The following is a 25,620-nucleotide window of genomic DNA, read 5'->3' as shown; positions in this document are numbered from 1 at the left end:
AAGCATATTGAAATAGAATGCAGTCATAAGTCAGGAGCCTTTTATATCATGGCTCCTGACTTTCATAACTACAGGTATGCAAAGTAAATGCATATCAGCTTATTACTTACGTTGAAAGCTACTGGACACAAAAATTTTGTATCCAACATACACTAACACTGCCAAAAGTGCCAAACTAATTACAGATGCAACCAGTTTAAACACTGCTTGCAGCATTGCCAAGCCTACTAGCACCGTCACACCTGAAACTACCAGCTTTTTTGTTCCAGATAGGCTGTTGAACCAAATCTGAAATCGCTCCAGTTGCAAATTAAATTTGGCAAAAATAGATGCCTCAGTCTGTTTTTGCTCTTGTGGTTGGGGAACCACTTCCGGCGAAGAATTAATCTCTGCCTCTAGCTTATTGAGGCGACGCTGCAAGTCTTCTTCTCTTTGAGGATTCATCAATCTTTTCTACCTCAGCTAGGTCACTTATTCCACAACAGACCAACCAAATTATATTTTTGGTGGTTGTCTTAGTGATTTTAGCTAATGTCTGTGTATGCAATACCTTTCTAGGCAGTAAAAATTATGATGATTTTTGAAATATTAACGTAATACGGATTGAAGTGTAAAATCTAGAGTAGAAAATTTTGGTGTAAAAGCGCCACCACACATAGATAATTTGCATAGTTAATGGTCTTTATACCCATCGTATCTTCACAAAAAATCCTTAAATGAATGGTATTACTTTATACGGCAGATTTTGGAACCAAGATAGATTGCTGCCGTCTATTAAATCAGACGCTATAACTAATATTGCTCTAAAAAAAATTTGGAGCATTAATTAAAATGAAAACGCTTAGGCTACTTACAATTGTTCCCACAGCTTTGGCGATGAGTTTGGTTTTTGCCCAGACTAATTTGGCACAGACACCAACAATCCAAATTAATCGGAATCTCGAAGCAGATCCACTGATTTTGAAGGGAAAGTCTGGGGGAACTGTCAAAAGTAATTGTGGCAATATTCCCACTGAACCTAATCACGTTATCCAGGTTACAGAATCACTACCTTATTTGCGATTAACAGTAGAGAGTGAAGGAAAGCCAACGCTATTGATCGATGGGCCTGGGGGGCGTTTTTGTGTAATGGCAGATAAATATTCTGGAGGCAAGCCAGAACTTTCTGGTTTCTGGCAAGCAGGAACATACTCGCTGTTTGTGGGCGAACAATCCCAAGGAAAGCCAAACTTTAACTACACCCTCTCAATCTCGCAAGAAACAAAGAAATAGTCATTTGTCCTTTGCTAATGACTAATGACTAATCTTCCAGTGATTTGGCTGGGACTTCCACAGCTTTGACATCAATTGTGCCTTCTGGTGTGAAACGCTGAAAATGACTGTTTTGTACTAACAGTGACTCTCCACAGTTAGGGCACTGCAACTGACTGTTATTTAAACCTGTAAATTCATATCGACAAACGGGACACTCGTCAGCAACCAAGTTACGTTGCAGCCACCAACGAAAGCCAAAAAAAGCCACAATGGGTGCTAAAAACAGCAAACCGACAATAATTAGCAACGAATTAACCAACCAACCCAAGCCCAATGATGCCAGCAACCAAATAACTGCCAGCAGGGTAAGCCAAGGGCGGAGATTTAAAAGATTCAATTGAAATGATTTAAAGCTCATTTTTTAAATTTCGTCCTGCTCTCCTTCTAGGATAGCGATTTTATTGACAACTCCCCGTCCCGAAGGAGCGCGGATTCTTGGTTCATTGGGACTATTCATGTAGCTTGCCCTCCCCAAAATTCACTGCGATTTGCCCAACCGCTCTATATCCGCGCCGCAACACCACTTGCGCGGCTGCAACATCTCGATTCGTTTCATAGCCACACTCAAGACATCTATGTACCCGTTCGGATAGTTCTCTATCAATCAATTCACTTGGTCATTGGTCATTTGGACTTCATTGCTGAGGATAGAAGAATTTTTTGCAAGTGCTGTTGAAAGGCATCTATGCCAAACAGAGCGATCGCTTGTTCTCGTAGCCACTCTCCATTACATCGCTGGTCATTTCCTTGAAGCATTTCTATACAAGCCTCTGCTACCGCATCAGGACTGCGGTGTGGGACTCGCCATCCCAGTTTACCATCTTGCAAAGGATCGGCTGAACCATCGTCGTCACCCGATAATACAGGCACTCCACAAGCCATTGCTTCCAGATAAACTATGCCAAAGCCTTCTTGTGAAGGCATAATATAAGCATCAGCAAGGCGGTAATGTTCTATTAATTCTTCTGTAGCAACAAAACCAGCAAATACGACGCGATCGCTCACACCTAAATATGCAGCCAGTTTAGCTAATCGCGGTTGGTCATCACCGCGACCAATTACTAAATATTTCACTTCTGGGAAAACTTGAGCGATTTGTGGTAATGCCCGAATCGTTACATCTACACCCTTGTAAATATCCCCTGACCATAACCGTGCTACTGTCATTAACACCTTAGCACCAGTTAAGCCATACTTCTTTTCTAATTCTGCCTGCTTGGAACCAGGAGTAAATTTATCCCCATCAATTGCACAAGGCATCATCTGTACAATTTTCGGGTTTAGACTATTAGCAGCACAAGCGCGATCGCGGCTGTAACGACTAATTGTCCAAATTCCAGCTGCTGATGTCAGGGTGCGACGTTCTTTATTTTTGAGCGGTTCCCAGACTTCTTTGCCGTAAGTTAGGACTGTGTAAGGAATCCCCAAGGGCTGGCAAAGAGTTTGTACTAATACTCCTAAGTTAATATGACCGCAGAAAACTTGTTCTGGACGGTTTTGCAATAGACACTTAAGTAAAGCTGCTGCCATTTGCAATCTCCCCAAATAGGGAGACTGATTTTTAAAGTAATGAAATTTTAAGTTTTTGTCTTTAAACGGATTTAAGCTCTCAGGACTATCTCGCAGCAAAAACACTTCCGCTTTGTAGACTTGATTCAATCCCAGATAGGCGCGAAAAATATCTTTTATATATGATTGAATACCGCCTTCGTGGGCAAAAATTTCTAAAAACACGAAGACATGATTAGTTTTTTTGTTAATTTTATCACCTAGCTTGAGGTTTTCTGTCGCTGTTGTGATATGCATGTTAGGTTATTTACACTCGCGGTAAGGGTGCGATGCCTGCGGCAAGGACTTCATTTTACGCACCGCTTTTTAACCGCTCTAAATCTGTTTTTACCATTTTTTCTAAAAGTTCCTCAAAGCTTACTTGGGGTTCCCAACCAAGGTTTATTTTAGCTTTTGCCAGTGTTCCCAGTTTGGTCAAATTAGGTTGTCGATGTGGGGGTACTAATCCTACAACTCGATAACCACGGTTGAGGAGCAAATGGCTGAGATAGTAGCCATCTTGACCAGTTATTCCTGTAATTAGGGCTGTCTTAATCATATCTCCCCTATTTCCTCTATCTCTTTAAGCACAAAATGGCACTTGTTGGAGAACAAAAATAAGACTCTTAACACTGCTGACAAATATTAACAAGGGAGCTAATGTAACTCGAATGTTATCTTTACTGTATTCATTAATTTTTTTTATACAATATTCTTTGAGGCTTTACAAAAAAAATATAATAAATAAGCAATTTTACGTAAAAAACATACTACCCCAATCTAGATAATCTTGGAAAAGAGTATACTTTTATCAATCAAATAACTACATATTTGACTAAAGACTCCTTTTGCCGATGCTTCTGTTTTAACATGAGATTTATTTCTGCCTCCTTCCTCTTCTTTGGCTGCTTCACTTTTACTTTTGTGTTTCTTGAGAGTATTTGACAATGAGGAGGCAATTTCTACCATCTGCACCACGTTCGTATACAACACGATCAGCCAACCGCCGCAGCAGAAACCATCCATAACCGCCTACTTGCAGCGTACCTGGTTCTGGCTCTGCGATCGCATCAGGATTAAAAGGTTTTCCATAATCCCAAATTCTGATCTCTAGTCGGTCAATCCATAGATAAATGTTAATCTCAATGGTTGTTTCTGGGGGTAAAGCATGATGAGCGTGACGAACAGCGTTAGTAAAGCCTTCTGCTAGTGCTAAATTTAGCCGATCAAGTTGGGTTTTTGACCAGCCAAGTTGAGACAAATGTTGCAGACAAAATTGCTCAAACCATTCTTGTACCTGGTTTAGGAGACTGAGTTCGCTCTTAACCGTCAGATGGTCTTGCTGCACTATGCTAAACATTAACTGTGACTTAAATATAAGTAAACCCAAGTTGCTAGTTATTAAATTTTGCACTATTCGCAAAATTTCTTTGATATAGAAAAATTTAAATTGAGATATTCTATGTCCCAAAAGACAAAACATGAACGATTTTGGCATTTCGAGAATTGTAACTAGCAACTTACGTTAAGTAAGTTAAAAATGTTTGTATTTGATGACTTTTGGTGATTTTAACTTTTGGAATAGCTTTTCCATCCAAAACTTCAGATCCCAGATGCAATCTGAATTATTAAAATTGACGCCTGTAAATTTTTTTCAAAAGCACATCTGCATCTGCTCTTGAAACTCACAGGCGTCAAAGCACTTTGTGGTGACTAATTTAGAATAGTCCCAAGGTTAAAGATTTATCCAATGGCAAGGCAGCACCAATACCCAGCCACAAGGTGATAAGGGTACCAAAGAGGAACACTGTAGTTGCAACTGGACGACGGAAGGGGTTTTGGAACTTGTTAACGTTCTCAATAAAGGGAACGAGGATTAACCCCACTGGTACGGAACCCATTGCTAACACTCCTAAAAGTTTGTTAGGAAGCGATCGCAAAATCTGGAAGACTGGATACAAGTACCACTCTGGCAAGATTTCCAATGGTGTGGCGAAAGGATTTGCTGGTTCACCGGTCATAGCGGGATCTAGCACAGCTAGAGCCACAATCGCAGCGAAGGAACCCATGATCACGATTGGAAAGACATAAAGTAGGTCATTAGGCCAAGCGGGTTCACCATAGTAGTTGTGACCCATGCCTTTAGCTAGTTTGGCTCTTAACTGAGGATCGCTCAGGTCAGGTTTTTTTTGTGTTGACATATTGAAATGTGCTCTCCTGCTTAACTTAAATTAAAGCATTTGTGAAAGCTATCAGCTACTAGACAACCCTAGAAGGCGGCAAACAGTATTTATCTATTTCCGGTCAGCCGCCTGGAGGGTCTCTACAGCTTTAGCCTTCAGATACAAGTGTTTGTTTTTTGAAACTTATGTACAATTAATTTCTTGTGTTTCATAAGTTTAAAACAAACAACTTCATCTGGGAACTGATAAATCTTGGCTTTAGATAATAGCTGAGATTACAAAGGCCCGGAAATGCCTTGTTTGCGGATCATCAAGAAGTGAAACAGCATGAAGACTGCAATCAACCAAGGCAATACAAAGGTGTGTGCGCTGTAGTAACGAGTTAGTGTTGCTTGACCAACACTCGAACCGCCGCGTAGCAGGTCGGAAATCAGAACGCCAACCACGGGAATTGCTTCTGGTACGCCGCTAACGATTTTCACAGCCCAGTAGCCAATTTGATCCCAAGGTAAGGAATAGCCTGTGACTCCAAAGGAAACTGTGATGACAGCTAGGATGACACCACTTATCCAGGTCAGTTCGCGGGGTTTTTTGAAACCACCAGTCAGATAAACCCGGAAGGTGTGCAAAATCATCATCAATACCATCATGCTGGCAGACCAGCGATGGATGGAGCGAATTAGCCAACCGAAGCTGACTTCATTCATGATGTACTCCACAGAGGAGAAAGCTTCAGTAACTGTTGGTCTGTAGTAGAACGTCATCGCAAATCCAGTGGCAAACTGGATGAGAAAGCAAACCAGGGTAATTCCACCCAAACAGTAGAAGATGTTGACGTGGGGAGGGACGTACTTACTAGTAACGTCTTCGGCGAGTGCCTGAATCTCTAGGCGTTCCTCAAACCAGTCGGAAACGTTGGCCATACAATCTCAAGTTCCTAAAAGTCGGTTGCGGTTGATAAATCCCGAAGTTCTAAATCGGCGACCAAAATTCTGATGATCTCAAGCCTCGGCATCCTGTAAGTTTGCCTTTAGGTTTTCCCGTTCGATAAAGGAAAGGGGTTGCCACAGGCTAGGGTAGCAGCAGAATTGTCTACGGACTTCTCATAAGCCGCCGTTTGTGACTTCTCTCCCAATTAGCAATTTTGGGATTTTAGTAAAGGCGAGTTTTCTTTGCTTGTCAGCTTTCAGCGTGCTAAGAGTCTTCAGAAACTTTACACTCTGTAAAGAAGGAATATATTGCGATCTCTTTACGCCCCTGCACAGAAAAAGGTGGACACAAAGTAGATTTTATCCTTTGATGAGTGGATACAACGCATCAGTTGACTGAACAACTTGATGAGAGGAATGCACCACTTCTATAAAAAAAGTAACATAATCGAGAGATAGATTTCATCAACAACAGAGCAAGTGAGCATTTCTAGGCAATTTGGGTTGAGGTGGAATTGATAATGGGGTTCATGAACAAACAAGTCTTTCGGGTTGGATTTTCATTGTTAATGGCGTTTTGGTTGGCGTTGGGTACGCTCACCCAGCCGGCGATGGCTTTGACGACGGAACAAAAGCTGGTTTCGGAAGTTTGGCGAATTGTTAATCGCACTTATCTCGATGAGACGTTTAATCATCAAAACTGGGCAGCAGTCCGGCAAAAGGTTCTAGAGAAGCCACTAACAGACTTAAATGCCAGTTATGCGGCAATTGGGAAGATGCTTAAGAGCCTTGACGATCCTTTTACCCGCTTTTTAGATCCGGAACAGTACCGCAGCTTACAGGTTAATACTTCTGGCGAACTGACTGGAGTCGGATTACAAATTGCTCTAAATCCTGAGACTGGCAAGTTGGAAGTAGTGGCTCCCATAGCAGGTTCACCAGCAGACAAAGCGGGAATTAGACCACGCGATCGCATTCTCAAAATTGAAGGCGTTTCCACAGGAAATCTTACCCTAGATGAAGCTGCGACTAAAATGCGGGGCCCCAGTGGCAGCCTTGTGACTCTCGTGATCGAACGGGACGGAGAGGCAGAAACGGAAATTAGACTGACACGCGATCGCATTGCTCTTAACCCTGTGGTTTCAGATTTGCGTGTTTCTCCTGAGGGTACGCCCATTGGCTACCTTCGTCTTACTCAATTCAATGCTAATGCCTCAACGGAATTGGCACACGCTATTTCTAGTCTAGAAAAAAAAGGCGCTGATGCCTACATTCTAGATTTACGAAATAATCCTGGGGGGTTATTACAATCAGGAATTGAAATCGCCCGTCTGTGGTTAGACTCTGGTACTATCGTCTACACTGTGAACCGACAAGGTATTCAAGGTAGTTTTGAAGCCTTTGGGCCACCCCTGACGACCGATCCTCTGGTGATTTTGGTGAATCAAGGAACTGCCAGTGCTAGTGAAATTCTTGCTGGCGCCCTCCAAGATAATGCTCGCGCCCAGTTGGTAGGCGAAACCACCTTTGGTAAGGGCTTAATTCAATCTTTATTTGAATTATCAGATGGTTCGGGCTTGGCAGTCACAATTGCTAAATATGAAACTCCTCAACACCGGGATATCAACAAACTAGGTATTAAGCCAGATAAAGTGATTTCCCAAGATCCAATTAACCGTGACCAGATTGGCACGGAAGCGGATTTGCAATATCAAGCAGCAATGGAACTTTTGAAGAAAAACTCGGTTGTGGCGGGGAAGGTGTAAAAAGTTGGTGTTGCTGATTTCATGTATGGAAATGATTCTGCATGATATCAAAATCCTTGTAGAGACGTTGCAATGCAACGTCTCTACATTGGGATTCATACCGCAATTCAGCAACGCCATAATTTGACAGGCGATCGCGACTCATAGCTGATTGCTAGTCCTAGCCCAGTACCTTCTCCTTGTTTCTTTACATCACCCACCTGTTCAAAGGGTTGGAAGATTTTCTTGAGTCCGCCTGGCGATATCCCAACCCCTGTATCTTCGACCTCAAAGCGAATTCGATAGGTTGCAGTTTCTAGTTTGTGAGTTTTCATCACTAGGATACAATTCCAACTTACGGGCTTCGATTTTGGCGAGGTCAAGGATATCGTTAATCAGATTGAGCAAATGATTGCCGGACTGATAGATAATATCTATACCTTTTTTAGCTCGTTCTGTTAAGGGTTCGCCGTTTTGGAGAATTTGGGCATAGCCCAGGATGCCATTGAGTGGTGTTCGCAGTTCATGGCTCATGTTAGCCAGAAACTCGCTCTTGGCAAGGTTAGCAGTATCGGCTTTCTCTTTTGCTTCTGCTAGTTGTAGTGTCCGTTCTTCTACCTTTTGTTCTAAGGTTGCAAAGGAGCTTTGCAACTGTTTGACCATACTATTAAAAGATGCGGAGAGTTCTCTAAGTTCATCGGTGCGATTGCTCGGTAGAATCGTATTCCAATTCCCTGTTTCTAATTGTTTGGCGGCGCTATTGAGTTGTAAAAAGCCTCAGAAGGTCAATTTTTAAGTTTTAACTCCCCATGCCCAATGCCCAATGCCTCAAAAAGGCTGTATCCGCAGCAAAGCTGATAAATCCAGAGAGGCGAGGTGTTGATAAGCTTGATCGATAACTCGCTTGCCCCTGAGAAAGCCTGTATTAGCACCGGGACAAATGTATCTAAGAGTTTCTGGTGTAAAATTTTCTAACAAGAATCGAAGACTCTGGATTTGCCTGGGCCAGTGAAAGGTTTTAGCTGTCCGTAATGGTACTGGCTCACCGTGCTGATTAGGGAGTAAATGACGACCAGAAAACAATATACCTCCAAGTTCACTGTAGTATAAGCAAGATGAACCGGGAGAATGACCTGGTGTCCAAATCGCTTGGGCTGCGCTATCAAGCGTAAATTCCTGCCTAAAGGTAGTTAAGGTTAAGCCTGGTAACAAATAAGCTTCTTGCTCTTGAATCAACACCTCGCAGCCAAAGGTTTGCTGAATTTCAGCAGCCTTGCCAATCGCGCCTCGATGGGTGATAAATAACCAACGCACGCCTCCATAAGATCGCAAAAAATCTTGATTTGTTTGGTCTAGGGCAGGGCAGTCTATCAGGATATTGCCTTCATTTCTTACAATAAGATAAGAGGTTCCCCCTAATGTGTCCCGATTGGGTGGAAAAGCAAAAATGCTCTCTTGTGCGAAGTCCGATTGCAGAGAACCTGCGCTAGGAACTTCGTTAGGAAAAACAGCCCGTGGTGGCTTAGTTGTATGACTTGGCACTTGAGGTAGAGGGCACATGATAAAAGAGCCGAAACTGAGGAGTTGTAGACAATCTGGTGACAGTGTGGAAATTCTAAAGATTGAACTGGGGATTGGGGATTAGGGACTAGGGACTGGGGACTGGGGAAGATTTGAATGGAGATTGGTACGCCAACCAAATTTTAAAAGAATTTCTTCCCCAATACCCAGTACCCAGTACCCAACACCCAGTTCCCTGTTAACCGTTGTGAAAAAAAATTGGGATTTGAGGTCTGCCTTGTAGTTAATGCTATGGTGCTGAAGCTACTGGCGGCGCGTTTTGTCAAAATTACTGAAGATAATATGGCATTTTGGTTTCTATTTATCCTCCTACTGGGGCTAGCTACTTATCTAATGGTGCAGCACAGCGTCGCTCAGATCACCCGGACGCCAGTATGGTTGTTGTGGCTGGTTTTAATGGCACCAGCATTACTGTTGAGTGCATGGACGCTGGTATATGGGCCGAAACAACCTCCACCGCCAGGGCTGATTCTTTGGTCGATATTTGTCTCCACAGTGTTGTACTGGACATTGTTTCAATGGGGGCGTCGATCGCCAACAGATACACAGGCACAAACCCAACCCCAAGCCTCAGAATCACGGCCCACTATTCAGCCTATTGCAGAACCAATAGTGCGTCCCATTGAGCCAACGGAAGAAACTCAACTACGAAATTGTTTTCCTTGGTCTGTATACTACGTTCAAAATATTGAGTATCGACCACAAGCCGTGATTTGCCGTGGTCAGTTGCGAACTAAAGCTAGCAACGCTTACCAGCAGATTAAGACTAATATTGAAGCACAATTTGGCGATCGCTTCTTACTGATCTTTCAAGAAGGTATGGATAGCAAGCCTTTCTTTGTGCTAGTTCCCAACACTCAAGCTGCTAAAGAGAGAAATAATACAACACCACGACGCGAACAAGAACGCTTAACTCGTCCAGGACTAGCACTTTTACTGCTAGCAGCTACTTTGGTAACTACTACCTTGGTGGGAGTGGAAATTGCTGGTGTTCCTCTTCCGTCTATATGGCAAATTGGCTCTTTGTTCAAAGTTCTATCTAACCCAGATGTTCTATTCAAGGGATTGCCTTATGCTTTAGGGTTAATGACTATTTTGGGCATTCACGAACTTGGGCATTATTTAACAGCTAAATTCTACAAGATTCGCTCGACTTTGCCTTACTTTATTCCCATACCCTTCTTCTTGGGAACTTTTGGTGCATTTATTCAGATGCGTAGTCCCATTCCCAACCGCAAAGCTTTATTTGACATTAGTATCGCTGGGCCAATTGCAGGCTTTGTGGTGACTGTGCCATTACTAATATGGGGCTTGGCTCATTCTGATGTGGTTTCCATCCCTGAAAAAACCCAACCTTTAAATCCTGATGCCCTTAATCCCAAATATTCCATTTTAGTAGCGGTACTCTCGAAGTTAGCCTTGGGTAGTCAGTTAACGGCAAAATCAGCCCTTGATTTGCATCCAGTTGCAGTAGCTGGTTTTTTGGGACTAATTGTTACAGCCTTAAATTTAATGCCTGTGGGACAGCTAGATGGAGGTCATATTGTCCATGCGATGTTTGGACAACGAACTGCGATGGTAATTGGTCAAATTGCTCGCGTGTTATTGCTATTACTGGCTTTAGTAAGAGAAGAATTTTTGGTGTGGGCAATTATCTTATTATTTATGCCATTGATTGATGAGCCTGCGCTAAACGATGTCACTGAATTGGATAACCAACGTGACGTTTGGGGATTACTGGCAATGGCATTGCTGATTGTAATTATTTTGCCACTACCGCAGGCGATCGCTAATTTTTTGCAAATTTAAAAAGTTTCAACGCCAAGAGAAATATATCTAATACCAATTCGCAATGACGCTCGTTCCTCGCTAACGCTGCGCTAACGCAATTCGCAATGGGCTAACGCCCCGCTCCGCTAACGCAATTAAGAAACTTAAATGCAGTAAGACTTTCGTGATTTATATCTGTTGCCTCCTTTTGGAGAATTGGTATAAGTTTTTCCCCACTATGGAATCAACCACAGCTTGGTATTTTTTTATTTGGATTTCTTCTAATATAAAAATGTGCGTTATGGACATTAGTCCTAACGCACTGAAAAACGTAGTAAAAATTTAGGATGGTGCGTAAGAGAGCGGCATAACACAGCCTACATAACTAACTCGATACTGAATTAGCCGCTTCGGAAGCCTTCGCAGCTGGTGGAAAACCACCCATGCGAATCTCAGAAGTAAAGGAAGCGATACTAAATCCATCAAAAGTCTTGAGGACATTTACCCGCATTCGTAAATTGGGGCTAGCAAACCACAGACGCTCTTCTAACGACATGGTTTCATCCTCTATAGTTAGGATTAAAGCACCATCACTGTCAAATTTATAGTGTCCGGCAACTGGAGTTTTATCGGCATCAACCACTTCCCGCAGTAGCTTACCTTCATCTGGATTATTTGCATCAGTTACAGAAACTAACACAGTTGAACCACTGTGTTTTGTTTTATCTTTTTCCATTGTGCCATTCCAGGTAATTTTGGCAGCACAAGAGGCGGAACTAGGATTAATTTCGTACTGTTGGCACAGTTTTATCACTTGTGGATCATTTAGTGCCAGCGCCTCAATAATGATGTCTGACTTACTCTCTTCAGATTGGTTAAAACCTAAATGTTGACTAGTGCGATGAGAAAACCATTTACCAGTACTTAACTGAAAAAACTCTTCAATATTCATGAATAAAATTACCCTGCATCAAAATGCTAAAATTCCCACTTAATTATTATTAAAAGCTAGCAGGAAACTTTTATATTAAGCTTGATTGTCTATTTCCTCAAGCTTTTTGAGGCCAATCCTAGCTGCCTCAGCAACGTTGAAATGATTGTCTTTTTCTAGGTATTTTAAAGCTGAGACACTCTTAGGAGTAGGAAGATTACCCAAAGCTTCTGCCAAACGCTGTCTTACTAACCAATCATCTGATTGGGCAAAGCGCAGAATCTGATCGACTGACTCAATGTCTTGAATTTCTCCTAGTGCAGAGATTGCAGCTTGTTGCAACACTACTTCTTTGCTATCCAATGCTTGAATAAGTATTTGATGGGCACGAGGATCTTTAATGTTACCAAGAGAAACGGCTGCACTAAAGCGTACTAGCCAATCAGTATCTTCATAAAATGCCCGTGAAAGTACCTCAAAGGCTCTCGCATCACCTAAATATCCTAAAGCACCAGCAGCATCAGCGCGTATTCCATAATCGGGGTCATTTTCAAGAATTCTGACCAAAATTGAATAACATTCTGGTGTCGGCTTGATTCCAAGGGCAAAAATTGCCATTGATCGCAGTTGCAAGGATTCGTCATCTAGTACCTTTTTAATCAAAGGAACTGCATCCTCAGGGGACGCATGACGCAGATTGGCTAGGGCTACCATGCGATCGCGTAAATTCGGACTTTCTAACTGAGTAGAAATTTCTTGTAAGCTTAGAGCTGCCATTTAGTTCAAAGCGTTTTCTTTACTTATCTTAATTTACCTGATCTGTTCATCAGGCTGTCACCATAGTGAAGTAGGAGTTTGGCGACTTTACAAAGTGGCTCAATTATGAGTGAAAAATAAACAAATGTTAATTGCTGCTAGATTGTGCTGGTGCTAATAGGTTTCGTTAATCCTATGTAATGGGATTTCACGAAATGCTGAGAATATATTTGGCAGTACTATGCTTTTTACAGAACCCGACCAATTGTAGAAATCTGGATCAAACTATATATTTAGACTAGGTTTGAGAACGGAGAGGGAGAGATTCGAACTCTCGTAGACGTTTCCACCTAACAGACTTTCCAGTGCTGTGTGAAAAAGCGCTGTAGTTGTTATGCAATAAGCTTTGTAGCTTTTCTTGTGTAAGTATTTTTTAGTAATTCAACCACTTTACTAAACCATTGTGCTATGGTGGATCTACAATTTCAACCAAAGTGATATCACTGTGAGGTAGAAATGAGTAACATCCAAACGGCGATAAGTCAAGTCAGAAGTCAAATGAATTGGGATATCATTTTTACCGCCTTGGGCATCAGCAAGAAATTTGATATCCCACTTGCTGGTGACGATGTTGTATTTTGCGATATCGAAACAATGACTGTAGTTTTTGTAACAAATAAGGATTACGACTAATGGTTGCTTCAAAAAGCGATTTTATCCACTTGCACATAAACGAGATGAAAACAAGTAGCGGTATATTCTACCAATTGCGGTTAAGCTTGCGACTTGGCAGAAAGACAATAGGACTTGGGAGCCATAGAATTCATGCATTGAGTATTGCTATGGCAGTGGACGAGGAAATAACACGGCAAATAAAAGCAGGTGATGAAATAGACATCGATACCCTCAAGTCGCTTGTGCGTGAACAACTAGAAGCACTAAAGGACAAAAAACAAGGAATTATAAGGGTAGTAGAAAAAGATGACTTGAGGGTGTTATGGGATAAGTATGTTGATTGGCATACCAAGATGGGTACATGGTCACAAACTACAATACTGACTCGTAATGCTACTGTTACAGCAATCATCGATCGATGCCCTTATCAACGCCTTGAGCAAAAACGTGAGATTGTGAATTGGCTGCTAGAGGATGGTGACAGAACAATCAAAACATCCAAGGAAAGGTTTAAGACAATTGTTGCTTGTGTTGACTGGTGTAGTAAACAAGATATCATTCCAAGACGTTGGGGTATCGAGTATCGTGACTTGCTGGCAACGATGACGATCAAAGGACATGTAGCTGATAATGTCGATGCCGACGGCAACGTGGATATCTTCAAGGTGGCTGAAGTGTACAGGATTATTGAAGCATTACGCAGTGAAGAGTACGCACGATTCAAGAATACTCATTGTCAGTATTGGAGGTATGTAGCATTTTTATGGCTTACAGGTTGCCGTCCATCGGAAGCGGTGGCACTCAAGTGGGGTAATGTCGATCTTGTGAAACGTCAGGTAAATTTCAAAGAAGGTCAGGTAAATGCTAGTGGTACGATTGTCAAGAAGTCTGGTACAAAAACAGTACAAAGTAGAATATTCCCGATAAATGAAGAACTGCAATTACTCATCGAATCATTACCAGGTAGCAGGAGACCAAACGAGTATGTATTCCTCAATAAAAAAGGTAACGCTATAAGTCAACAAGCACTGAATACTGTATGGCGTAAGCTACTTGATGATATGAACATAAGGTATCGAGTGCCTTATCAATTACGCCATACCATGATCTCATACCACGCTAACAACGACTTTCCACTACACAAACTTGCAGTACTTGTAGGAAATTCAGAAGAGGTAATTAGAGAACACTACCTCAAGCTTGACATTGAGAGGATATCGTTACCAGGGATCATAAAATAAAAAATTCACTACAACAAAAGCAAATACCCCAGGAAAGTATTTTTACTCTCTTGGGGTATTTTTTATGGGTAGGGTATACCTGTGTGTGAAAGTGTCACTCACGGGTGTCACTTGAAGTGACAGTTTTTTTGTCACTCTTGAGTGTCACTCTTGTGTTAATGCATAACAACTCATCAAGAGAGTGCTTGCGTTAAAAGCCTACGGGGTAAACAATCCGTACAATTCAAGTTCACCTAGACAGATATAATAAGCGTTTGAAGAATTTACCCCGGTAATCAGTAATCTAAAGTTAGAATATTCGACATTAGATGTTACTGGCAATGACAGCCATTGGGATGGAGTAACCAAGAAAGTGTTATTTACCTGAGCGTCTAAGTCTACCCAATTAGTACCATCATTGCTGCCTTGGAGTTTCCAGTTCCTTAGGTAGTGCAGATCAGCGTTTCTGTTGCGTATTGAGTAACGATTGCACTTCAATCTAGCCCCCCCTAGATTTATTCTTACCCAACTTCCAGCAGCATCGTTAGTATGGAACTCTCCTTCTGCTCTATCAGAAAGTAAAGGTAATGAACCTTTAGTGACACTACTCGCGGTTAGTATCAATCCACTATTGTGGGGATTTTGCCAAACACGAGTACCGTTACCTGTCCCAACGTAGTACAATACCCCATTGGCATCACCATTGGAAACAAACGTACGATCTACACTAGTGGTTGTGCTACCGCCCCATTGCGTTAAGCCTGCTAACAAATCCGTCTTTGATATCTTGTAAGTTTGCGCCGCACTGTCAATACCGATAAAGTAATCACCGTTAGCGGCAACGGTTTTTATTGTCTGTGGTATCACTAATCCCGTGGTGGTATTAGTGGTATTAAAGTTGTTAATGGTAGTCTTGAATATCTTTCTGTAAAATGGCATTGTTTTTTTTGTTTTTTATACTTCTGTTATTTGTTCTGATGTAATCCATCGTTGTGTGATAATGACGCTACCAGTTACGACATGCACCATATCTATATCCTGATCAACTGCGATAACTTGTCCGGTAGCTTGCGATCCGTTATCATCGTCAAACTTGATGTACTGACCTATCCTTATTTCAATTGTTTCGTATTCTTCAGTTAATGGTATTTGTGGCTGGTTTGTATACAACATTTTTTCGTTTCCCTGTAACGTCTACTAGTTCTATTGGTGGTAAATTTATCCCCAAGTTAAGGTATGCATGGGTGAATTTCACCATACCCTCCTTACCCTTAATTGGCAACTCCTGAACCTTGCCCCTTACTGTTACTTTCTCACCTTTTATAGGTGCTGGTGCAATCACTCCATCTGCTGTAATTTTGCGACTACCAACGCGAAAACACTCATCCCTGAAAAGGTGTCCTTGGATATCTTGCACTTTCCTTATAATGCGTTTTGCTTCCGTGCTATTGATAACATCAAGCTTGAATTGGTAGCCTTTCTCAAAGTCGGCATAAGTGTACGTCGATAGTCCTTTACTGATAGTAAAAGGTGGCGTTGCGAATTCTCGGTAAATAGCACCTGCTAGTACTTGTAGGTATGCATCGTCGGCAAAGTCTTTAACCGACTTATCCATCAATCTAAAAGCGATCTGCATTGATACAGCGTCAACAATTGCACCTTTTCCGGCGTTCTTATTTTGCTTCTGATAGAACTTAAGTACCACTTCTGGGCGGTGTCTACGCTCTGGCATATCAGCAGATGCAGTGCCATATATTACCCCTAAGTCACGACCATTGAACTGTTCGTACGTCGATAGCACTTGTATAATTTGAGGTTTTAGTAATTCTTCACTTCCACCAAGTACTATTTTTTCGTCGGGGTTCTCTCTGTTGGGCGTTATTTCAACGTATCGTGTATGCCCAAGGATTGGTGTTTTTTCGCGTACTAGCATTTGTGCTGATAGATAAGTGTCAACAGCATTCGCTACAACATATCCCGCCTCAATGCACGCCTCATCTGCTTCCTCTTGTGCCTCTTCTACCGCTTCCCTCCAAAATCCATCACTACCAAACCTCTTGTTAAAAGTTTCTTCATTTGATAATGCAAATGACCAAGGCTTACTGTCTTTACTTCCCCACGCTTGAATAGCCTTTTCAGCACCCTTACCGAGTAATTTACCTACAAGTTTGCTATTGCTTTTAATGAGTTTCCTTGCGGTCTTAAAAGTTTCGGTAATCAATATTTGTGTACCAAGTCTCAACGCAGTATTGAATAGTGCCCCAAGATTCTCAAGCAACTCTTCCAGTGCTTCCTCACCTACTTTAGCCAATACAACCGCCCCTAATGGTTCATTGAATGCTGCAATTACCATCCCCGGTAAAATACCGCAAGCGAGATAACCGAATGTGTTCCCCAACGTTCCACCTATTTGACCACCAATAGCAGCCCATTGCGCTCTTATGCTGGTATTCAGTTGTTCGTCGGTGGCGTTCCAGTTGAAATTCCAAATGAACTGTCTAGTGGCTGTGACCCAAGACCAAAATTTAACCCATGAGAAAGCAAATAATTCACCTGCTTTGCTAAGTAAAAAACCACTAAGTGACGTTAATCCTCCTAGTGCCCAGCCTAGAAAATTGATAGCTTCGTTATCGCTTTTACTTTCTATCCTTCCCTCTATGCCTTTGATGATACGAGTACCAATGTCAGACCGAACCTTGCGTGATGTAAGTTTTGATAAGTCAAATGTTAATGCCATGTGCATACCTTTGTGTAAAGTGTCATTCTCAGGTGTCACTAAAAGTGTCACTAGAAATGACATCTCAGAGTGACACTCTCACCAACAGATATTACCCTGGTGTGTTATTCCCGTCTTTACCGTAATTACCTTTTTCAGTACCAATTTCCCTGATCTTTGGTCGTTGGCTGTAAGGTCTGCCCCAAGGATTAACAGTGTCAGTAATACCAGATACTTCTATGAACCCCCTCTCGGCTTGCTCCGTGAAGTCGTTGAAATCACCCTGCTCACCTTCTTTGTGTGTTTCCTTGATAGCGTCAGGATTACCAAATAGTGTCTGCTTTAATGACTCAACTGGATCGCCTGTTACTTGTCGCCAGTTTTGAGCATTCCACCTTGCAGCCATTGTCTTAAGGAATTTCAAATCATCCTGTAAATCGTTCTTATCGTTGTTTTCATAAGATACTATCTCTACTTCTTTTTCTTTCAGTGTCTCAGTAAGGTTCGCACCACCCGGCGTAAACAGTGATGGTACCTTGCGTTTCACTTGTTCCAGTTTGTACCCCAAAAATTCAGCATTCCCCAGCGTTACATCTAGCGTTTGTACTGCAAGATTTTTTGTCATACCAGCTTCACCCATTGCTTTAATCGCTGTTATTAATGTTGCGTGAGTGTCACGTTTTATCGTTAACATCATTCCCAGAATTTCTGCTAAGACTTCCGCTTGGTTTGGTAATTCCAGTTTTTGTGTCTGGTTGCCTTCTTGTGTTAAATCGGTGTCCTCTACTTCAATCTTGATAGGATAAGCACCCATGAGGGCATCGAGTTGCTGCATTTGCCAGAATGCCAATTCTGCTAATGACTCAACATTTATCATCGATGGATTTTGTTTCGTAAAATTGTCTGGAACACTTGCGGGCAAGTTACCAATACGCTTTAGTATCAGCTTTAGTAAAGCATCATCATTCTTGTTCTCTGGGCAACACATACATTTACATTCCTTTTTTTGTGGCGGTGGCGGTGGCGTGCGAATATCTCCACACGTTGTGATTATCTGGTAAGTTCTTTTTGTTATCGTCGTCAGCCATTGATTCACTACAGTCTCATCCTGTGAAATTGTAGGTACTGTTAGTTCCCAAGCGTCTATGGCTTCTGCTCTACCAAAAACAGCAGCAGCAGCAAAATCAAAATCCCCAATATTGACTTCAGGAGTGAAAGCGAATTCGTAGATAGGGTAACTTTTGCCACTTTGCTCTATGTATATCAAGTCTCCGTCGGGATTGATATCCCTTCTGTCCTTGGAGTAAAGCCATACATCGTAAAATTTAATTTCCTCATAATCGACTTTTGCTTGGAATCCAGCAGTAATAGTGTTAGAAAGTCCGTCAATTCTATCAGCGTCAAAACTACGCTTGATTTGCATCATAATTCTTGCGCCATACATTACACTACCTGCTTTTGGCTTCCCTTCTGGAACTACGAACTCTACAGGATATTCTATGTTTATGATTTGTACATCCTGTTTACAAATATAGTGTGCTCCCTTTCTGTGTGGTGGTGCTTCCTGGGAATTCAGTATTGTACTTTCTTGAGATGCCAGTATTTTAATTGCAAGCACTGGTAGGGAATTTCCACAACTTAAGAGATTCCTTGGCACTGTCACGGGATCTCTGTTCGGCAACGGTGGTGGTGGTGGTGCTGGTGGCTGGCAAGCCGGGTTTCTACGAGTAAATGTACCAAACGTAGTTGTTAGTGTAATATTACAACTATCAAATTCTATGGATGACTCACGAATGATTTGACCGAGAACGCTGGTAACTGGTTTTGTTAGCTGTCCAGGAAAAACAGGTATAGGTTTGAAATCCTTGTTCTTTTCGAGTAAATCCATTAGATCAGATCGTTGTTTTTCTGCAAACATCAAACGAACTCCCTGACATCTATTGCAGTACTACCACTCTCAACTACCGCCCAATAATTCCCCGTGTAAATCGGCGCTGGTGATTCATAGTAGTCACCAGGTTCTAACTTGATAATGTGTGATGTCGTGCTTACGGTATTCACCACATCAATGAACACGTTTTTATCGCTGCTATTGAAGAGTGTCGCAGTAGTGCGATTGATATTAGTATTCATAATAGTGCTTGGGGTCGTAGTGATATTGTTAGCAATTTTTATGCCACTATCGGAGATTTTTTCTATTGTCACAACACGCACTAAATCGGCATACACAGTTACTCTGTCACTACCAAGGTTCCCGTTTTGTAATAGTCCAAAGCCTACGTTACGCATCTGGATACCAATCATTGCATTGTCACCAAGTGTGTGATCACCAAGCACATATTCCCTGTAAGGGTAAGGGTCGCTATTCAGCAAGCTGTATGCTGCTATACGATTCCAATTCGTACCTTCATTTGTGGTAATGAGTACATCCATTTGAATGCGTTCGGACTTCCACTCAAGATTTATTGCTGTAAGTAGTTGCTTACTTTCCGTGTCTTCTAACTCAAATACTGGGAATGGAACCTTGGCAACACTGTAGATCCATGCAACTGCTTTGAGATTGTTGATTTCCAGATATTCATTGATAACTCTATAACCTGCTTTTTGAAATGGTGTGTAGTCGAAAACAGGGGTGATAGTAGTACCTGTATCAGGTGTAATCGTGAATACTATTTTGCCTTTGATCGTAAATGTATCGAGTGCCATCTGCGGTAGGGAGGGTAAAAAGTTATTCTTACTGGTTAACCTGTCTGAAAAACTTTGTCTAGTGCCTGACGAAAAACGCTAAAAAAGTGCATGTACATATGTTGGTAATAGTGACACTTAATAGTGACATTCCAAGTGACACTATTTTTGTCACCTTTGAGTGACACTACAGCAGCACATATATACCATCGGGTAAAAAAGTTTTTTTCTAGGTATTGACGATTTAAAAAGGCACTGTTAGTACTTAAAGCATCAACTACAAACCCTTACGGGGCAAAACAAATGGCTGTTACTGCTGATTTAACACTCGCTGAAGTTGCTGCTAAATGCACTGATTCTTCTGTTGCTACCTATGTATCTGGCATGGATGCTTTACCTACTGGTGTAGCACTGGCAGAATTCCTTGCTAAGTTCTTGCAAGCTTGTGCCGTTGCTCAAGTTACTAAGAATGCATTGAATACCACCGCTACGGTTGGTGAGTTACTTGACTCCTATCCTTTGCCAACTACAGGCACAGTTCAGACCGATACGACCTTGAATATTCAAAGCTTTGATAGCACCTACCAATTGAATGTAGTTTCTATCGCTGGTCTTGATACTTCAGTTCCAAGCTACGCCTAATTGATAATTCTGTAGGGTGAAATTCCCTACACTCATTACATATTTCAAAAAGGAACAGATGGCAAATAAATCATTGCAGCATGTATTTTATCCTCTTTATATGGATAAAGCGGGTGCGGGGACAGGTGCAGTAAAGGATAAAGCTTATGGTGTTTTTGCTGCAAGACTTAGCACACACCGTTTTCTTGATATTCCCGACACATCTATTTTTGTTGGTGATATTGAGCGCACTGCAAAGGGCGGTACAAGGGTAATGACTCTTGCTGACGGAACTGTTTTGACACAAAGCACAGAAAACAGTGACGGAAAGAATGCCGATTACGTTTTCCGCCTCAAAAAGCGTATTGGTCAACGTCGGGTAATCATCAAGACTGGTAAGCGTATTTACCCCAGTGACCCCAAGAAGACTCAAGTACACACCATTAGCTTTGCTTTCCCGAAGTGGGCAAATATCGCTACGATCTCAGACGCGCTCGGTGAATTGATTCCACCCGGTAAAATCTCGGTCGATGGTAGTCCCAATGCTACAGAAATTCAGCCATACTTTACCTTACCTGGTGGTGGTACTTATGGTATCCAGAAACAAGCATCAGCCACGGCAAATAACCGCGCTGGTAGCAGTAGGGCTGGATTAAAAGCTAAGGTGGAAGCTAACGGCGGAAGCGTAGTTGAATAATATGTACAGCATAGCAAGTGAGTGGAAACAAGTTATCAACACAAGCCGTACTGCGATAGTGAAAGCTGGGAAAACACTACCAATTGCCGCGATAGAACCTGACGCTGTTCTGACTCACAACACTATTGCTGTATACATTACCAGTACAACTGCCAATCCTAAATGGTATAAAGCAGGTAACTTATATCAAGCGTTTTTTGTACCCTTTGGAACTGCTGGTGCTGCACAAGGCGAGCAACTCCGAATAGTACTCAACAGGTACATCATTTACAGATTTACAACTTTCCCGTCATTGGACGGCAATAAATATGTCTTGAGTTACGTACCTGAAAGTTACTTTAAAGATGTTAAATTGCAAGTGTGGGAATACATCGGCACAAGCCAGGGTGCAACGCTTGACAGCCTGGATAAAACCGCAAAAGTGGTACTAGCAAAAAGTACATCATTGTCTGCACAAGTAGCAAAATTGTTGCTCAAAGGGTAAAAAGTTTTCAGTTCGTGTGTTCTAGCTTGCATGGATTTTATCTGTGTAAGCTATTTTTTTTAAGTAGTTATAGGTGTTGTCAGGAGTGTCACTCACTAATGTCATTTGAAGTGTCACTAAAACTGACACCTTTGAATGACATTCTGATTTAGTAGTAGGGTAAATATATGACGACGGAGAGTATTATGGGTTTTGTTGTTCCAGCAGTGGTGGCACTGTTAGTACTGTATCTTCAGGAACGCGCCACTTCACATAGACAATTACTTGCTGACAAGGCATCAAGAGAAAGGGCTGTAATCGTATTAGAAAGCAGTCTAGGTGAACTCAAAAGCACCACAGATAAAATGTCTGTAGTGCTTGATAGGGTAGATTCCAGATTAGATATAATGAGTGAAAGGATTACGAGAGTAGAGGCTAAGACTTCTTAGGTCTGCCACGTTTTTTTGTTGCTATCACGGGCACGATTGGGGAATCTTCTTCGGTCGTGTTTTTTGCTGGTAATTCTTCAGCGTCGATATCTCCCTCTGAATAGATTTCGATTGCTGCAACGGTAACAGTATCCTCTTTTTGTGGTGGCTTCCATTCCCCGCAGCCCTCTTCTGTGTCGGCGTCGTAGTCATCCATTAATATTTCCCGTTCCTCTAAATCTTCCTCATTGTGTGCAGGTATACCAGAAATATAGATTTCCTCGCATTCGCTATTTTGTACGTGTTCACCCTCATCACTCGTTTTGCCTTTAATCGTAGTGTCATTGTTTTCCTTAGTTGTGTCTTGAAGTTGTACTAGCAGCACTTCCTCCCATTCTTTTGGTGTCTTATTAGGGAATGTTTCAGATAGCTCTACAGCCTGTTGCCGTAACTTCGCTAGTTGTTTTCGTTGCTCTATATCTCCACAGTAGTTAGCAAAATCTTTCAGAAAATATCCTAGTACTTCGTTATCGATCTTGCCGTCATTTTCCCAACCCATATTGACGATGATTTTTTGGTACAAGTATTCAAAGACATATTCGGCATCAAATAATACATTAAATTTTGTCTGCTTTTTGTCGTCGATAAATTCTTTGATACTGCCTTGTGCCTGCATGAATTCTAAACGCGGCGCTGTGCTACTCACACCAGGATGCCAATTACCTTTTTGTGTAAAGTGTTTCCAGTGAAACGTACCTGTAGACTTGTACTCAACCGATTCTGTGTTTTTGCGTGGTGACATTGTTTTATCCTTGTGTGTGTGATTGAGTGACATTCTGTAGCGTTGCTTCCAGTATATGTGATGACACTATTGGGTGACAATAAAACCTGTTGCGCTTCTTGTCATAACACCCAAAAGCCGTTGTGTGATCAGATACTAGTATTATCGTTTTCGTGAACATTGGTGTAGTAGTGGCAAGTAATGACATTTTGTCAAGAAAGTTGTCATCCTGTATGCCCTTGTATTCGATGAAAATTTGCCCTAGAGAGGTATGGTTTGTGTCGTGAAAGGTATTTATAAGTTCAGCAAGAATTGCACTAGCTAGAGGTTGGTTACGGCGGGCTGTAATTTGAAAGTCAAGCTTCCAGTCAATAGCACCAAGCGATAGAGTGTTGTGAACGTCGATATCAAACATTGGCGACTGGAAGTAGCGAGATATCATCATGTAGCAGTTGAATTCTGCTGTACTGTCAAAGCATGTTTGCTGTTTCGTCAGCCTTGTTTCACTGCGTTCGCCTGTATGTCGGTCATAGAATACTCGCTTTACGTTACTGTATTTTTGTTTTGTTCGCATATTGATATGTGTTTTCTGAAGTGTCATACATAAGTGTCATTAAAAGTGTCACTACAGATGTCACCCTGGAATGACACTTGGTGATACAGGGTGGCAATGCTACTTTTTAGTAAGTGTTTGTTGTTTCACAAAACCCATTGCAGCGCCTACGCGCTCGTAGTTGTAGCCAAAATTACTCATAAGCGTTATTAGTTCGTCGATGTCGCGGCGACTGATCGAGAAACCCATGCGTGTAGTGATCTGCTTTATGAGTTCTTCCTGTGATATCTCGATATCAATACGCTTTGATGCTTCGCTGGCGTAACGATTATTGCGATTAGCCTCTCCTAATTTTGGTAGTTCATCTTTCACCCATTTTGTAAGGACAATAGAGAGGGCACTACCTACACCAGCTTGTTTACTGCCTTTGAGGTACTGAAAATGACTTGCAAATGCTTCTATGCCTTCCTCTATTGATTGCCATACACCACAGTAAACCCCTACAGCAATTGGTACTTGGCATATAATCCATTTCTTAGCAGGGATACTATCAGGTATTGCTGTCGGCTTAATGCGCCCAAGTTTACCAAGTGTTGGTGCATATTGTTTGTGTAATAAATCCATTGATTCATCACCCCAGATACGAGCGAATACCCTACTCATGCCTTCCCAGTCGTACATAATGCGATTGTTAGCGGGTTTACCTTCTAAAAAGTTCAGAGCGATAGTACGACGTTCTATTTCTGCATACTCTGGCGCCTGTCCTTTCGTGAGGTCGAAAATACTCGTGAATATTTTGTAACTGTAATGCCTGTACTCTGACTTCTGTTGATCGTTAGATGCACCACAGATGCGACTTATAGCCGATTCTTCATTGTTCGCTAAGAGGATGTCGTAATGCGCCCCCCACTTTGCCATTGCATCATTCGTGTTGAAATTATCGATAAGGCATAGTCCAGCATCACCACGACCGAACTTCTCATCAAGTACATCACGGATACTTGCACCAGTGTTCCCTGGACGCACTTCAACATATAATTGCTTGGGGTAATGCTGTCCTATTGTCTTACCAAGTTCAGTCTTTCCACTGCCATTGTTGCCTATAAAATATGGCATCGGTATGCACTGACGTTGACTGAGGACAGCTTTGCAATTTAGTAGCGCGAGTGCGGTAGCAATAGGATACTGTTGCTCGCTGTCTGGCATCGGCAAGAACTTTGGTAGGTACTCTGTACGAAACCATGTAGCATACTCCTTTGCAATATTACCTGACTTTTCGTTGAAGCCGAATTCCTTTAAGCCGCAAATTTCCTCGTAATCCTCTTTAAAGTCGTAGCGCGGGAAATGTCTTTTATTGCTGTCATTACTGCTATTTGATGTTGAATGCGTTGCTTCCGACGATTGTGGAATAGAGAGTTGTGTGGCGTATGTTTCAAGTTCTAACCGCATATCATCGGAAAGTTCGGTATCTCTTTCCATTTGCTGCAATATCGATGTTATCTTGAGTTGCTGTTTTGTACCAAGGAATACCGTTTTATCGAAGTCTTTTTTGTACTTGGCAGTTTTGTCAGTTGTCGTATTCATGTGATATTCTGATGTCTTCAGTATCGTGTTTTGGTAGTTTAGAGGTATTGATAATTACCTCTACTGCCTTTTTTTATTGCTATGCTTCAAGATTATGAAAGTTTTTGGCATCAACCCTGTAACTGTTAACTGCAAGTATTTGCCCTAATTGACGCGCTAACACGACGGCGTACTGTGATGTTTTCCTTGCGGGGTGACATTGTTGCCAGAGTTCATTGTACATATCATCACCAGTATCGAAAGCCATCCCAGCGAGATAAGGTCTGAGGAAGTCATACACTTCTTTCGATGAAAGAAAATTACCCTTAAAGCCTAGCCGTGCAAGTGATGTGGTGATAAAATCAAAGTTTTTAAAAGCGTGATCTACCGTCATGGGTGGTATATATGTGTGAAGTGACATTTGTGGGTGTCACTCTAGGTGACACTAAAAATGACATCCT

28 protein-coding genes and 2 pseudogenes are annotated in these 25,620 nt (G+C 41.9%); 9 read left to right on the top strand and 21 right to left on the bottom strand.

The window, feature by feature from the left end; translation table 11 throughout:
• Positions 1–102: 102 nt before the first annotated feature.
• Positions 103–444, bottom strand: coding sequence for a hypothetical protein (locus VE944_RS19655; RefSeq protein ID WP_324980593.1), 342 nt, complete (start codon positions 442–444; stop codon positions 103–105).
• 387 nt (positions 445–831) lie between these two features.
• Here VE944_RS19655 and VE944_RS19650 point away from each other — a divergent pair, with 387 nt between their 5' ends.
• Entirely contained in the window at positions 832–1,272 is a 441-nt protein-coding gene (locus VE944_RS19650; protein WP_324980590.1) for a hypothetical protein, read from the top strand.
• Positions 1,273–1,300: 28 nt separating this feature from the next.
• On the opposite strand, the gene VE944_RS19645 is transcribed toward VE944_RS19650, so the two are convergent.
• From VE944_RS19645 to petB, 7 genes and pseudogenes are all read right to left on the bottom strand, one after another.
• Positions 1,301–1,672 (bottom strand): hypothetical protein, encoded by a 372-nt coding sequence (locus VE944_RS19645; protein WP_324980587.1) that lies wholly within the window; start codon positions 1,670–1,672, stop codon positions 1,301–1,303.
• A gap of 91 nt (positions 1,673–1,763) precedes the next feature.
• A complete protein-coding gene (locus VE944_RS19640; RefSeq protein ID WP_414690141.1) occupies positions 1,764–1,922 on the bottom strand; it encodes a hypothetical protein in 159 nt (52 codons plus the stop codon).
• A 16-nt stretch (positions 1,923–1,938) separates the two neighbouring features.
• Positions 1,939–3,120: a glycosyltransferase gene (locus VE944_RS19635; RefSeq protein WP_324980585.1), complete on the bottom strand. Its 1,182-nt coding sequence runs from the start codon at positions 3,118–3,120 to the stop codon at positions 1,939–1,941.
• Between the two features lie 157 nt (positions 3,121–3,277).
• Positions 3,278–3,421, bottom strand: a pseudogene (locus tag VE944_RS19630) (GDP-mannose 4,6-dehydratase); the annotation flags it as partial.
• Positions 3,422–3,778: 357 nt separating this feature from the next.
• The gene (locus VE944_RS19625) at positions 3,779–4,222 is read right to left on the bottom strand and encodes an ATP-binding protein (RefSeq protein ID WP_324980583.1); all 444 of its coding nucleotides are present in this window, start codon (positions 4,220–4,222) and stop codon (positions 3,779–3,781) included.
• A gap of 358 nt (positions 4,223–4,580) precedes the next feature.
• Complete coding sequence (gene petD / locus VE944_RS19620) at positions 4,581–5,063, bottom strand: cytochrome b6-f complex subunit IV (protein ID WP_229554036.1); 483 nt, start codon at positions 5,061–5,063, stop codon at positions 4,581–4,583.
• A gap of 257 nt (positions 5,064–5,320) precedes the next feature.
• Positions 5,321–5,968, bottom strand: a complete 648-nt coding sequence (gene petB, locus VE944_RS19615; protein ID WP_100900603.1) for a cytochrome b6 — start codon at positions 5,966–5,968, stop codon at positions 5,321–5,323.
• 527 nt (positions 5,969–6,495) lie between these two features.
• Here petB and ctpA point away from each other — a divergent pair.
• Complete coding sequence (ctpA, locus tag VE944_RS19610) at positions 6,496–7,740, top strand: carboxyl-terminal processing protease CtpA (RefSeq protein WP_324980578.1); 1,245 nt, start codon at positions 6,496–6,498, stop codon at positions 7,738–7,740.
• A 146-nt stretch (positions 7,741–7,886) separates the two neighbouring features.
• Here the strand turns inward: ctpA and VE944_RS19605 are convergent.
• Together VE944_RS19605 and VE944_RS19600 are read right to left on the bottom strand one after the other, a co-directional pair.
• Positions 7,887–8,490, bottom strand: a pseudogene (locus VE944_RS19605) (histidine kinase dimerization/phospho-acceptor domain-containing protein); the annotation flags it as partial.
• A 57-nt stretch (positions 8,491–8,547) separates the two neighbouring features.
• The gene (locus tag VE944_RS19600; RefSeq protein ID WP_324980575.1) at positions 8,548–9,279 is read right to left on the bottom strand and encodes an MBL fold metallo-hydrolase; all 732 of its coding nucleotides are present in this window, start codon (positions 9,277–9,279) and stop codon (positions 8,548–8,550) included.
• Between the two features lie 303 nt (positions 9,280–9,582).
• Between VE944_RS19600 and VE944_RS19595 the strand changes: the two genes are divergently transcribed.
• Complete coding sequence (locus VE944_RS19595) at positions 9,583–11,109, top strand: site-2 protease family protein (protein WP_324980621.1); 1,527 nt, start codon at positions 9,583–9,585, stop codon at positions 11,107–11,109.
• A 346-nt stretch (positions 11,110–11,455) separates the two neighbouring features.
• Here VE944_RS19595 and VE944_RS19590 read toward each other — a convergent pair whose 3' ends face one another.
• Positions 11,456–12,022 carry a phycobiliprotein lyase gene (locus VE944_RS19590; protein WP_324980572.1) on the bottom strand — a complete coding sequence of 189 codons (567 nt, stop codon included), beginning with the start codon at positions 12,020–12,022 and terminating at the stop codon, positions 11,456–11,458.
• A 75-nt stretch (positions 12,023–12,097) separates the two neighbouring features.
• Positions 12,098–12,778 (bottom strand): HEAT repeat domain-containing protein, encoded by a 681-nt coding sequence (locus tag VE944_RS19585; protein WP_324980569.1) that lies wholly within the window; start codon positions 12,776–12,778, stop codon positions 12,098–12,100.
• Positions 12,779–13,273: 495 nt separating this feature from the next.
• Between VE944_RS19585 and VE944_RS19580 the strand changes: the two genes are divergently transcribed.
• Both VE944_RS19580 and VE944_RS19575 read left to right on the top strand, forming a co-directional pair.
• Positions 13,274–13,450, top strand: a complete 177-nt coding sequence (locus VE944_RS19580; RefSeq protein ID WP_324980567.1) for a hypothetical protein — start codon at positions 13,274–13,276, stop codon at positions 13,448–13,450.
• 44 nt (positions 13,451–13,494) lie between these two features.
• Complete coding sequence (locus VE944_RS19575; RefSeq protein ID WP_324980565.1) at positions 13,495–14,673, top strand: tyrosine-type recombinase/integrase; 1,179 nt, start codon at positions 13,495–13,497, stop codon at positions 14,671–14,673.
• A 198-nt stretch (positions 14,674–14,871) separates the two neighbouring features.
• Here the strand turns inward: VE944_RS19575 and VE944_RS19570 are convergent, their stop codons facing one another.
• Genes VE944_RS19570 through VE944_RS19550 form a run of 5 tightly spaced genes read right to left on the bottom strand, consistent with a single transcriptional unit; the run spans position 14,872 to position 20,074 of the window.
• Positions 14,872–15,591 carry a hypothetical protein gene (locus tag VE944_RS19570; protein ID WP_324980564.1) on the bottom strand — a complete coding sequence of 240 codons (720 nt, stop codon included), beginning with the start codon at positions 15,589–15,591 and terminating at the stop codon, positions 14,872–14,874.
• Between the two features lie 15 nt (positions 15,592–15,606).
• Complete coding sequence (locus VE944_RS19565) at positions 15,607–15,825, bottom strand: hypothetical protein (RefSeq protein WP_324980562.1); 219 nt, start codon at positions 15,823–15,825, stop codon at positions 15,607–15,609.
• Positions 15,788–17,452: a hypothetical protein gene (locus VE944_RS19560; protein WP_324980559.1), complete on the bottom strand. Its 1,665-nt coding sequence runs from the start codon at positions 17,450–17,452 to the stop codon at positions 15,788–15,790. The genes VE944_RS19565 and VE944_RS19560 overlap by 38 nt, the downstream gene beginning before the upstream one ends.
• Before the next feature lie 28 nt (positions 17,453–17,480).
• A complete protein-coding gene (locus VE944_RS19555; RefSeq protein ID WP_324980556.1) occupies positions 17,481–19,256 on the bottom strand; it encodes a hypothetical protein in 1,776 nt (591 codons plus the stop codon).
• 29 nt (positions 19,257–19,285) lie between these two features.
• Complete coding sequence (locus VE944_RS19550) at positions 19,286–20,074, bottom strand: hypothetical protein (RefSeq protein ID WP_324980553.1); 789 nt, start codon at positions 20,072–20,074, stop codon at positions 19,286–19,288.
• A 282-nt stretch (positions 20,075–20,356) separates the two neighbouring features.
• Here VE944_RS19550 and VE944_RS19545 point away from each other — a divergent pair, with 282 nt between their 5' ends.
• The 4 genes from VE944_RS19545 (at position 20,357) to VE944_RS19530 (ending at position 22,283) form a co-directional block, all read left to right on the top strand.
• Entirely contained in the window at positions 20,357–20,695 is a 339-nt protein-coding gene (locus VE944_RS19545; RefSeq protein WP_324980550.1) for a hypothetical protein, read from the top strand.
• A gap of 58 nt (positions 20,696–20,753) precedes the next feature.
• Complete coding sequence (locus VE944_RS19540; RefSeq protein WP_324980547.1) at positions 20,754–21,371, top strand: hypothetical protein; 618 nt, start codon at positions 20,754–20,756, stop codon at positions 21,369–21,371.
• Between the two features lies 1 nt (position 21,372).
• Entirely contained in the window at positions 21,373–21,855 is a 483-nt protein-coding gene (locus tag VE944_RS19535) for a hypothetical protein (protein ID WP_324980544.1), read from the top strand.
• Positions 21,856–22,022: 167 nt separating this feature from the next.
• Complete coding sequence (locus VE944_RS19530) at positions 22,023–22,283, top strand: hypothetical protein (protein ID WP_324980541.1); 261 nt, start codon at positions 22,023–22,025, stop codon at positions 22,281–22,283.
• Here the strand turns inward: VE944_RS19530 and VE944_RS19525 are convergent.
• From VE944_RS19525 to VE944_RS19510, 4 genes are all read right to left on the bottom strand, one after another.
• A complete protein-coding gene (locus tag VE944_RS19525; protein WP_324980538.1) occupies positions 22,270–23,064 on the bottom strand; it encodes a hypothetical protein in 795 nt (264 codons plus the stop codon). The genes VE944_RS19530 and VE944_RS19525 overlap by 14 nt on opposite strands.
• 4 nt (positions 23,065–23,068) lie before the next feature.
• Positions 23,069–23,617, bottom strand: coding sequence for a hypothetical protein (locus VE944_RS19520; RefSeq protein ID WP_324980535.1), 549 nt, complete (start codon positions 23,615–23,617; stop codon positions 23,069–23,071).
• A gap of 99 nt (positions 23,618–23,716) precedes the next feature.
• Positions 23,717–25,045, bottom strand: a complete 1,329-nt coding sequence (locus VE944_RS19515; RefSeq protein WP_324980532.1) for a hypothetical protein — start codon at positions 25,043–25,045, stop codon at positions 23,717–23,719.
• 214 nt (positions 25,046–25,259) lie between these two features.
• The gene (locus tag VE944_RS19510; RefSeq protein WP_324980530.1) at positions 25,260–25,580 is read right to left on the bottom strand and encodes a hypothetical protein; all 321 of its coding nucleotides are present in this window, start codon (positions 25,578–25,580) and stop codon (positions 25,260–25,262) included.
• Positions 25,581–25,620 lie beyond the last annotated feature (40 nt).

It is taken from the genome of Nostoc sp. (assembly GCF_035638895.1).
Classification (GTDB): Bacteria; Cyanobacteriota; Cyanobacteriia; order Cyanobacteriales; family Nostocaceae; genus Nostoc.
This window is presented reverse-complemented; position numbering and strand designations above follow the sequence as displayed.